Source organism: Streptomyces sp. NPDC054956 (genome assembly GCF_053609185.1).
Genome location: NZ_JBSGXB010000509.1, coordinates 1 through 3,376, shown reverse-complemented (window position 1 = coordinate 3,376; position 3,376 = coordinate 1). Strand labels below are relative to the sequence as shown.

Here is a 3,376-nt window from a genome sequence, read left to right as displayed (position 1 = left end):
GACCCTCGACCCGCGCCCCCCCTGGGGGGGGGGGGGGGGGGCGTAAACCCCCTGCGGGCGGGGGGTCCGGGGCCCCCCCCCCCCCCCCCGGGCGCACGCCGCCCGGCCCCCCCGGAGGGGGATCGGACGGCCGTTTCCGGGAGGGAAGGGTGGCCGGGGCCTTCGCCGACCCCCGGGGGCTCCTGAGGACCCCGGGGGCGGCTTGGAGGCCGGCGGGGGACCGGCCGGGGCGTCAGGCGCCCGGGGTGCCCGCCAGCGGCATCGAGGCGGCCACGAGCTTGCCGTTGCGGGCGGCCTTGTCCAGGGCGTCGCGCAGCAGGTCCTCGCGGGGCTGCTGGCCGATGGAGTCGACGGGAGCGGCGTAGACCAGGACGCGCTGGGTCTTGTTGACCGCGGCCCGCCACCCGTCGGTGACCGACAGCGGGCGGTGCGCCTGCCACCAGGCCACCTGGCCGGGCTGGAGCACGGAGTGCAGCTGGCCCGCGGCGAGCAGGATCGACCAGCCGCTCAGCGCGGACGGCAGCTCGTCGGTGTCGGTGACGGGGACGAAGCCCTGCTCGATGAGGAGCGGGAGGAAGTCGTCGCCGGGACCGGTGGTGCCGGGCCGGGCGATGGGCGCGGTGGGCTCCACGACCAGGGCGGGGTGCAGCTCCCCCTTGATCAGGATCAGCCCGCTGGTGATGCCGAGGACCGCCTGGCCCCCGGGCACGGACTGCGGAACGTCGCCGGCGGGGGAGGCCGGGGCGGGGCTGTCGCCGGTGATGGAGCGGACGGCGCCCTGGAGGTCGGCCTCGGGTACGGAGACGACCTGCGAGGGGATGCAGCCCGCGTGCGCGAAGGCGAGGACCGCGGTCTCGTCGCCGACGAACAGCACGGTGCTGGTCTGTTCGCGCTCGGAGTCGCCGGGGGTGCGGCAGGAGGTGCAGTCGTAACTGCCCGGGGACCCGTCTCCGGCGAGCAGCCGCTCGGCCTCCTCGTCGCCGATCTCGGCACGTACCTCATCACTGACTTCGAGCATGCGCGGCACGGGGTGGCTCCTCGGACTAGGCGTGCGGGGCCGGGGGGTTCCGGCTCGCCGGGCTCAACGGGGGAGCGGCGGCCGGGGTCACGCCGTTTGAGGGAACGGAATCGAACCGGACCCCCGAAGGAGTGAACGGTCCGACCGGGGCGTTGTTTTCGTGCCAACTGTTTTTTGGTTGTGCGCAGTTGATGGCCGGTGCTGGCCGTTTGGCCGGTGGGCCGAGCGGGTGGGCGCGGGTACGGCGCGGTGTGGCGGAGCGGGGCGCCGAGCGCGGCTGCGTAGCGTGACGCGATGCGCAACTTCGGGGTACCGGGTGGGGTGGGCGCGGCGGCGCTGCTGCTCGTGCTGGCGACGGGGCCGGGAGCGGCCGCCGGGGGCCACGGCCCGGGCGCGGCGGGCGCGCCGCCACCGCCCAGGCCGGGAGCGGCCGGCCGGGCCGTGGACTGCGGGCCCGGCGGGAAGTGGCCGTGGGACTGCGTGGCCGACTGCGAGAGCGGGGGCCGCTGGGCGGTGAACACGGGCAACGGCTTCTACGGGGGACTGCAGTTCTGGCAGCCGACGTGGGAGGAACACGGCGGCCTGGCGTTCGCGCCGCGGGCGGACCTGGCGACGCGGGAGCAGCAGATCCGGGTGGCGGAGGACCTGCTGGGGAGCCAGGGCTGGGAGGCCTGGCCGGTGTGCGCGAAGCGGTACGGGCTCGCCGGGCGGGCGCACGTGGTGCACCGCGGGGACACCCTGACGGGGATCGCGCGCAAGTACCGGGTGAAGGGGGGCTGGCAGGCGCTGTACGCGGCGAACCGGACGGTGATCGGGCCCCGGCCGGAGGCCCTGGCGATCGGCCTGCTCCTGACCCTGCCGCCCACGCTGTCCTCGGCCGCGCCGGCCCCCGTACCGCCGGGGTCCGCCCCCGTTCCGGCCGCCCCCGTACCGCCCGGGGCCGTCCCCGCGCCCGTACCGTCGGGGTCCGCCCCGGCTCCGGTGGCGGCGGCCGTCCCGGTCCAGGCCCCGTCCTCGCCTCCGGCCGCGCCCCCGGTGCGCTGACGGCGGGCGGCCGCCTCCGGTACGAGGGGCGGCCGCGGAACCGGCAGACTGCGGGGATGCTTGAGACCTCCGCGCGACTGCTGCGCCTGTTGTCGCTGTTGCAGGCCCACAGGGAATGGACCGGCTCTGATCTGGCCGAGCGGCTCGGTGTGACGCCGCGGACCGTGCGGCGCGACGTGGACCGGCTGCGGGAGCTCGGCTACCCGGTGAACGCCAGTCCGGGGACCGGCGGCGGGTACCAGCTGGGTGCGGGGGCCGAGCTGCCTCCGCTGCTGCTCGACGACGACGAGGCCGTCGCCGTGGCCGTGGGGCTGCGGACCGCCGCCGGGAACGGCGTCGAGGGGATCGGGGAGGCCTCCGTACGGGCCCTGGCCAAGCTGGAGCAGGTGCTGCCGTCCCGGCTGCGCGGGCGGGTGTCGGCGCTGAACCGGTTCACGGTGCCGCTGCTGAGGGGGCCGGGGGCGAACGCGGTCGACCCCTCGGTGCTGACCGAGCTGGCCTCCGTCTGCCGGGACGCCGAGCGGCTGCGCTTCGGGTACCGGGACCACGAGGGCACCGTCAGCCGCCGCACCGTCGAACCGCACCGGCTGGTGTGCACCGAGCGCCGCTGGTACCTAGTGGCCTGGGACCTCGACCGGTCGGACTGGCGGACCTTCCGGGCCGACCGGATCGAGCCCCGGCCCCCGCACGGACCGCGCTTCACCCCGCGCCCGGCGCCCGCCGAGGACCTCGCCGCGTACGTGTCCCAGGGCATCGCGCAGCGGGCGTACGCGGCCCGGGCCGTGGTCCGGCTGCGGGTGCCGGCGGCCGAGGCCGCACAGATCATCAGGCCGGGCGACGGGGTCCTGGAGCCCCTCGACGAGGAGAGCTGCCTCCTGCGGACGGGGGCCGTGAACCTCGATGTCCTGGTGATTCACATCATGCTGATCGGGTGTGAGTTCGAAGTCGTCGAGCCTGAAGAGCTGACGGACCGTATCAGGGCCGCGAGAGATCTCCTCGGCAGGTCCCTGGAGCCCCGTGAAGGGCCCCTGGAAGTGAAGAAGATGTAAGGAAACGGAGCGGGTCGGATGGGGCTCCCGGCCGGAATTCCGGTGAGTTCGAGGGGAATTCGAAAGAGGATTTCCCCCGGGCGTGTCGCGGGCCGGGAAAGGAATGCTCCGCCGAACTCCGCGGCGGAACGACTGTCGACGACTCGTGACACAAGCGTGACCCGGTACGGAGGAATCTCAGGGCGCGGCGCTGACGCCGTGCGCCGGCAGCGGCAGCGGCGGCGGCCGGGCGGACGAAGCCGGCCGCGGCCGGGCGGACCAAGAC

General features: G+C 75.7%; 3 protein-coding genes. 2 read left to right on the top strand and 1 reads right to left on the bottom strand.

Annotated elements, in window-relative coordinates; translation table 11 throughout:
• Positions 1-232 precede the first annotated feature (232 nt).
• Positions 233-1,027 (bottom strand): hypothetical protein, encoded by a 795-nt coding sequence (locus tag ACWGDE_RS37505; RefSeq protein WP_453393557.1) that lies wholly within the window; start codon positions 1,025-1,027, stop codon positions 233-235.
• Positions 1,028-1,312: 285 nt separating this feature from the next.
• On the opposite strand from ACWGDE_RS37505, the gene ACWGDE_RS37500 reads away from it, so the two are divergent.
• Both ACWGDE_RS37500 and ACWGDE_RS37495 read left to right on the top strand, forming a co-directional pair.
• On the top strand, positions 1,313-2,062 hold the full coding sequence (locus tag ACWGDE_RS37500) for a LysM peptidoglycan-binding domain-containing protein (protein WP_453393556.1): 750 nt from the start codon (positions 1,313-1,315) through the stop codon (positions 2,060-2,062).
• A gap of 56 nt (positions 2,063-2,118) precedes the next feature.
• Positions 2,119-3,111: a helix-turn-helix transcriptional regulator gene (locus ACWGDE_RS37495; protein WP_453393555.1), complete on the top strand. Its 993-nt coding sequence runs from the start codon at positions 2,119-2,121 to the stop codon at positions 3,109-3,111.
• Positions 3,112-3,376 lie beyond the last annotated feature (265 nt).

Coding starts and splice junctions, on each gene's coding strand:
- ACWGDE_RS37500 (WP_453393556.1), top strand. CDS start 1,313: ATGCGCAACTTCGGGGTACCGGGTGGGGTGGGCGCGGCGGCGCTGCTG.
- ACWGDE_RS37495 (WP_453393555.1), top strand. CDS start 2,119: ATGCTTGAGACCTCCGCGCGACTGCTGCGCCTGTTGTCGCTGTTGCAG.